We start from the raw sequence: 6,632 nt of genomic DNA, 5'->3' as shown, positions 1-6,632 counted from the left end.
CAAATGAAGTTTTTAGTGTTTTGGCTGAATATCCATTTCTGCGGTTTGTCCCCTCCTTTTCCTGTCGGTCATTACTCTCATAACCCAGATGATCTTTCATTTCTCCCTGAAGCATTGATTCAAACATAGGGCCGAAGATATCTTTCAAAGCATCCTGCATGTCTCCGACGTTTTCCGGTTGGTACTGATTCAGTATTGCCTGTACCAGTGCATCTTTTTTAGGGTCACGTTTTCTTCTTGCCATAGTAGTTCTATCCTTCCTTTTCTCTGTTGTTTAGTTTAACATATCCTGACAAAAAAACAGAGTGTGAAGTTCATTTTGAACTTACACACTCTATCTTACACTCCCTCCTTATCTTTTTCCTCCCGCAGAAACTTCTTTACCATATTTACTGGTATATCCAGGACATAAGAAAGTTCACTATAAAGAGCATGTTCTGTCAATTGCTGATATTTTTTATCCATACTGGAAATCTTCCCCCTGCTTTCAGCCCGCATGGTCAGTGTTTTCAATATTTTCATCCATCCTTTAAGACTGTTATTTGCGATACATGCCATATATTCGCGCTCACGTGTCCTTTCATTCTCAACCCATAACACTTCAATATCATTCATCTCATGAATTAAATCAAGCACTTCGTCTTTGCTCACAGGTTTTCTTAAATTCACCTTATCTTCTGTCGGAACATACGCTCTGTCTGTAGAGTTATCAATAGACTGTAATGTATAATATTGCTTTTTCCTGTCTGCAAAAGAAAATCCCAGGGTTCCTACATCTTCCACCTTGTACATTCCTTTATATTTGTAAACAACAACTTCACCCGTACTCATTTTCATATTTACTTCCTTTCACAAGTTTCTTCAACTTGGTTTGCGATTATATTAATCTTAGATTTACAGGTACAAGTTATTTTTCATGATAATTTCATCCCTTTTCAATCGTATATATATTTATTATAACATATTTCGGCCTACTTTGTTAAAAGATTCGTAAAATAGATTTATTTATGTTGATTTTTCCTAATAACTTGGACTTTTTTTGATTGAGTGGTACTCTCTACCACTCAACTTTAGATTTTTTCAAAATGGGTCATATCAATATCCTCTATTGTTAAATCCATCCTGGGATTTCCCAATCTATATCTAACCTCCTCAACAACCGCTTTATAAGCATTCCAGTATTCCTGTCTATCTTCTATTTCAGTAGGAAATCTTTTACTTTCAACTACAAACAACAAATTACTAATAGGTACATCATCCATTTTCCGACTGACAAAATGCTTTTCTTCTATTTCCCCTGAAACATAAATGCCTGTTTCTTCATAGATTCTGATTGCGCTTACCTCCCAAATGTCAGCAAGGATATCTATTGTGTAATAATTCGGGTCAAGTCCCACAAATGAAATTAAATAACGTTCTGTTTCCATACTTCACCATTAATACGCTTTTTATAACAGTATATGCCTTTCTATTCAGACCGTTAAATTGCAGCATAACAACAGCCCGATGTCCTTACCGGATTCCGGGCTGTTCGTTGATAAAGTTATAAATTGCTTCTGTATTTATTCTGCATGCGCATCACTTCTGGAAATCAGGTCTCTTACTGTAATATCCAGCAATTGTATATGCCAGAAAAGATAATTCAACTTTTAGTATTTTAAGGAATTATCGGTTCACCTAGGATATTTGCAGTAAATTGAGTTCCCCACCTTTTGATTTCGCCGCATGCTATTTTTTCCCCGGCATGGCCAAAAGGCTGAGACCTGAAATCATCGGGGTGGTCGTGAACCACTATAGTTCTGCCAATCACCTGCTCAGGAATAAATCTTCCGGTATATACTGCTATCCATGACATACCATTGGAGGAAAGAATCACCGGCAGATCTCCCACGTGCTGGGGATGTTCCGCATATTCCGGACTATAATGAATCAATGTATCAGCAAATGGGTCGTTTGAAGGCCCTGTGCATGTACTTCCTTCATGGATATGAAATCCAAAGAACTTACCTACGTTTCCCGCATCTTCATCTGGCAGATTGTAGATCTCCGCCAGCACGACAGTTCCTCTGCCCTCATCAAAAAAATACACCATCCCATATATTTCAGGATATCTTTCCGAGCCCCTTACCTCGGCATATGCCGCTGGTGTTCCGTTAAACTCCTCTATTATAGACATAGCATCGCCTCCTCTGCCTAGGATATGCAGAAAAAATTGAAACGTGCCTGGCCCTTTTCAATTTATCACTTTTCTATGCATGAGAAATATCTGAATGCTCTGAAACTTCACTGTTAATTGTACATAAATCCTCTGTACTCAAATCATGGATATCTGTATGGCCGTTTATTCTTCCAAAGGTTTTTAGTTCTTCAAAGCTACAGTTCAGGAAATTTCCAACTCTCTTTGCTGCCGCTTCTGTTTTGAAACGCTCCTTTAATTCCGGGTCCTGTGTGGCAACACCTACAGGGCAGTCTGTGCCAGTGCAGAGCCCTTAGCAAGGGCTATTTTTGTTTCCTTGGATAAGGCACTTTACTTCCCTCCGTTTAGTATATTGTCTATCAGTTTTGACGCCTCATTTTTTGTAATGGTCTCAGGACTCCACGTTACTTCTAGTCCATGATTACGCATTAACCTTTTCAGAAACTCTATTTGTTTCTGACTGGCGGGCACTACTTTTTTCTGTTTATAATTTAGCTGTACGGGCTGAAAAAGCTTTGGCTCCTTTTCTTCAAAATAATGAGACAATGTCTGATACAGCTTTGCAGTGGCAAGAGCATCATGATAGGCCCGGTGGGCAGCATTATTTTCAATGTTGTAATAATTGCACAGGTTCCCAAGACTTTTAGACTCCATATCTTTATGTACTTTCCGGGCAATTTTCAGTGTATCGATTCCCGCCCTCTCAAAAAACAGACCTTCCGCCAACGCGCTGACTTTCACGAAGCTGTAATCAAAGATGACATTATGTCCAATCAGAATATCATCCCCGCAAAACTCAAGAAACTCGGAAATCACTTCTCCCCTGCCTCTCGCGTTCTCCACCATCTCATTGGTAATCCCGGTTAATCTTGTAATAGCAGAGGATATCATTTCTTCCGGGCGGATAAATTCCATGAACCGCTCCTGTACTTTCCCTCCGCGTACCTTGAGCGCTCCTATTTCTATAATCTCATTTTCCTCCGGGTTCAGCCCAGTTGTCTCCACATCAAAGGCAATATATGATTTCAGCATATGTATCTCCTGTTACTTTCCCTCTTTCAACAGACTCAGAACATCAAAAAGACTGTCATACCGCCGCCATGCCAGTTCCAATACCTGCTCATCAGGCTCTACCAGATCAGGTATCATGATTGCACGCATGCCAGCCGCCGCAGCAGACCGGATGCCAGAAGGAGAATCTTCCAGTGCCAGAGCGTTAGCCGGAGAGACTCCAAGTCCCTGACATGCTTTCTGGTAAATCTCAGGGTTTGGTTTTCCTTCCGTTACCATATCACCAAAAACAGCACTGTTAAAATATTTTAAAAGACCCTGCTCTTCCATCAGTCTGCCTGCATGACCGCTGCTGGAAGATGTGGCAAGTGCTATCTTGTATCCTCCTTCTGAGGCATATGCCAGCAGTTCCTCTACTCCCGGCTTTTTCTCCAAGCCTTCTCCCTCTATGATTTCCCGGTATCTCTTGCGGGTCAGTATATTAAAATCATCCATCGGGAAATCCGGGCTTACCGTTTCCCGGAAAAATACCTCACGTCTCTTTGCATTAAACCCAATTGTATGGTAGATTTGCTCTCCAAGCTGAGGGAATCCCAATACTTCCCCTGCCCAGTCCCATGAGCGCTGGACAACCCTTTCTGAATTGAAAATGAGCCCATCCATATCAAAGACAAGCCCACATATTGGTGGCTGAAAATAATGATTCACAATAAAACCTCTCTACCGGTATAATCATTGACATCAGTTACAATTTCACCTTTATTGCTCACGGAATTTAATTTCTCCGGTTTCCGCATTCATCTTATCCACAATTGCAAGAGACTCCAGTTGGAATCCCAGATTCCGTATACTGCGTCCCCCGGACTGGAACCCCTTCTCAATGGCAATCCCAATTCCTTCTACCGTAGCACCGGCAGACTGGACAATCTGAATCAGCCCCTGAAGTGCACATCCATTTGCCAGAAAATCATCAATAATCAGTACATGATCCCTGTCTGACAAAAACTTCTGAGCTACAATCACATTATTTTGGCATTTATGTGTAAAAGATTCCACCTCCGCCACGTACATTTCCCCTTCCAGGTTGATGCTCTGTGACTTTTTGGCAAATACAACCGGAACTTTAAACTGCCGCGCCACAATACATGCAATCCCGATACCAGATGCCTCAATCGTTAGAATCTTATTAATTGGTTTGTCTGCAAAACGTCTTTTAAACTCCTTCCCCATTTCATCAAATAAATCAATATCCATCTGATGGTTCAGGAAGCTGTCAACTTTAAGTACATTCCCTTCCTTAACAATTCCATCCTTTAAAATCCGTTCCTCTAAAACATTCATCCCCAGTTCCTCCTGTGTTTATCTAAATTTCTAACCATATCCGAGCGCCTTTTACACAGACTCCTATAACCAAATCTATTTACTGCTGTTTCTCGTCAGTATGGAATATTTCAAAAACCTTGCGCAGCAAAAGCGAGTTCAGCCATGCAACCAGCGATACACCAACTACAATCCACAGCGGCAAGCCTGCCAGCAGCGTGCTCCCATTCAGCAAGGTAAGAATAACAGGCCCCGCTGTTATCACTGCCATAAGTACTGTATAAGGCAGCTTTGCCACACACAACAGCAGTGCATTCTTAAAAGTGTTCCTGATGGTGCTCTCGTAGCGTGCTGTCAGTGGGAATACATAGATTACTACACACAGCCAGACAATTCCAAGCACGGTGAAAATGGCCTGAAATACTGTGCGCATCGTAGATTCCATCTCAAGAACCAGCCTCAAATCAACTCCGATTGTAATTCCTATAACTGCTAAAATCAACCATATTATAGTACTCTTTTTAAAGTTTTCTTTGAATGCACTGATGAATCCCCTTACGATATAACCTTCTTCATTTTTAACGATCTTCAACATTACTGTATATAATGCAGCTGTTGACGCCCCAATTGTAAAAAACGGAATTGAGCATATCACCCACAGGATATTCAGCAGTATAAAATCGCAGATCCTGCCTAAAGCCCTCATAACTATGTTATCTGTCCAGTTCATAGTACTCTCTTTCTTATCATGCTATGCATATGTTTTTACGGGAATTCCCGTTCTGCCCGAGATTGACAGACGCTGTCGGAAAACGCCTCTTTTTGAAACATTAAAGTAATTATACTTGAAATGAAACAAGTTCACAACACACTTTTCAAGAAATCATGTAGAAAATAACACCAATTGGAATAAAGAGTCTGGCTTACCAGACTCTTGCAGCGAAGCGCGGCTGCTTTAGCGGCCATCTCCCTTTTGCTTGCAATGCACATCTCCCGGAGGGTTTAATATACTGGGAAATGTAGTTTCCCAGTATATTAAAAAAGGATATGCCCTGGCATATCCCCTGAATCATAATAATTTTTTAATATTCTACTTTCCACATATATCTTCTGGTCATATAATCCACCTTTGTCGATTTGGAGAGCTGTTTCATATAAACATTGTTGAGAACCGGTGAGAACAGCATATGATTAAAATACTCACTCACGGAATCCTTAAACCTGCTAATTCCCAGCTCTTTTGCATCCAGAATATATACTTTGTCCCCTCCATACTGCCTCAGGAACTTTATGACTCTTTCATCCGCAGGGCGTACCCTGCCTTCCGATACGAGCAGGAATACCGAGTCATCTTTATCCAGCACTTCAAATGGTCCGTGGAAAAATTCACAGCAATTAATCGTAGGTGACTGAATCTGAAGCATCTCCATAATGTTGCATATAGAAAAAATGTATGCTGCTGCATAGGAAGGACCGCTTCCCATCACTGTAATACACTTCTCAGTCCTGTTTACTTTAGCCCATTTTTCTGCAAGGGGAGCTGCATAGGCAACCGCATCCCGGTAGATTGGATCAATCAGTTCAAATGCTGCCATAGCATCATTATAGTGTTCATATCCCTCTGTCACATCCACTAATGTCATTGCAATCTTCATCCCAAGAGCCGCGTTTGTATTCCCCTGGTCACTTTCATCGAACATAATGCTGTCATATTTTACATTATAATCGCATGTCTCTGTCAATTGAGATTCCTGTACATAAAGTCCGATGGTTGCAGCCCCCAGATCTTTCGCCACCTGAGCCGCCACACAGGTTTCCTGTGTTCCTCTCATGGAACAAATGACTGCAAGTGTATTTACACCTGCAAATTTCGGGGGTGCATATACGAATTCATTGCTTGTAAACATCTGCGAGCGGATTGTTTTTGATTCTCTGTCCATAAAATACTGTGCCGGATAGTTTCCTCCATGGGAGCCGCCTGCGGCAATCCAAATTACATTTTGAATACCTCCGGCAGCTTGTTTTTCTTTCACAATGTTCTCAATAATTTCTCTTACTTCCATTTTTACCTCTCCTAAATATATGTATTGTTTCGTAATCAAGT

Annotated in this window: 9 protein-coding genes and 1 pseudogene; all 10 read right to left on the bottom strand. The window is 41.1% G+C overall.

Features of this window, described 5'->3' with window-relative positions; genetic code table 11:
• On the bottom strand, positions 1–244 hold a 244-nt coding region (locus A8805_RS15065), incomplete at its 3' end, for a transposase (RefSeq protein ID WP_181392864.1).
• A gap of 95 nt (positions 245–339) precedes the next feature.
• A complete protein-coding gene (locus A8805_RS15060; protein ID WP_242992418.1) occupies positions 340–837 on the bottom strand; it encodes a CarD family transcriptional regulator in 498 nt (165 codons plus the stop codon).
• 233 nt (positions 838–1,070) lie between these two features.
• On the bottom strand, positions 1,071–1,427 hold the full coding sequence (locus A8805_RS15055; protein ID WP_109712600.1) for a hypothetical protein: 357 nt from the start codon (positions 1,425–1,427) through the stop codon (positions 1,071–1,073).
• 230 nt (positions 1,428–1,657) lie between these two features.
• Positions 1,658–2,176, bottom strand: coding sequence for a superoxide dismutase family protein (locus A8805_RS15050; protein WP_109712598.1), 519 nt, complete (start codon positions 2,174–2,176; stop codon positions 1,658–1,660).
• A 73-nt stretch (positions 2,177–2,249) separates the two neighbouring features.
• Positions 2,250–2,474, bottom strand: a pseudogene (locus A8805_RS23020) (glutamate synthase-related protein); the annotation flags it as partial.
• Between the two features lie 53 nt (positions 2,475–2,527).
• Positions 2,528–3,229, bottom strand: coding sequence for a PolC-type DNA polymerase III (locus tag A8805_RS15040; RefSeq protein WP_109712596.1), 702 nt, complete (start codon positions 3,227–3,229; stop codon positions 2,528–2,530).
• A gap of 12 nt (positions 3,230–3,241) precedes the next feature.
• Positions 3,242–3,871 (bottom strand): HAD family hydrolase, encoded by a 630-nt coding sequence (locus tag A8805_RS15035; RefSeq protein ID WP_109712614.1) that lies wholly within the window; start codon positions 3,869–3,871, stop codon positions 3,242–3,244.
• A gap of 96 nt (positions 3,872–3,967) precedes the next feature.
• The gene (locus A8805_RS15030; RefSeq protein ID WP_109712594.1) at positions 3,968–4,549 is read right to left on the bottom strand and encodes a xanthine phosphoribosyltransferase; all 582 of its coding nucleotides are present in this window, start codon (positions 4,547–4,549) and stop codon (positions 3,968–3,970) included.
• A gap of 79 nt (positions 4,550–4,628) precedes the next feature.
• Positions 4,629–5,258 (bottom strand): YesL family protein, encoded by a 630-nt coding sequence (locus A8805_RS15025; protein ID WP_109712592.1) that lies wholly within the window; start codon positions 5,256–5,258, stop codon positions 4,629–4,631.
• 352 nt (positions 5,259–5,610) lie between these two features.
• Positions 5,611–6,591, bottom strand: coding sequence for an SIS domain-containing protein (locus tag A8805_RS15020; RefSeq protein ID WP_109712590.1), 981 nt, complete (start codon positions 6,589–6,591; stop codon positions 5,611–5,613).
• Positions 6,592–6,632 lie beyond the last annotated feature (41 nt).

Origin of the sequence: Faecalicatena contorta (genome assembly GCF_003149105.1) — a bacterium.
GTDB lineage: Bacteria > Bacillota > Clostridia > Lachnospirales > Lachnospiraceae > Muricomes > Muricomes contortus_C.
The sequence above is the reverse complement of the archived record's forward strand: the minus strand, read 5'-3'. Positions and strand labels throughout refer to the sequence as shown.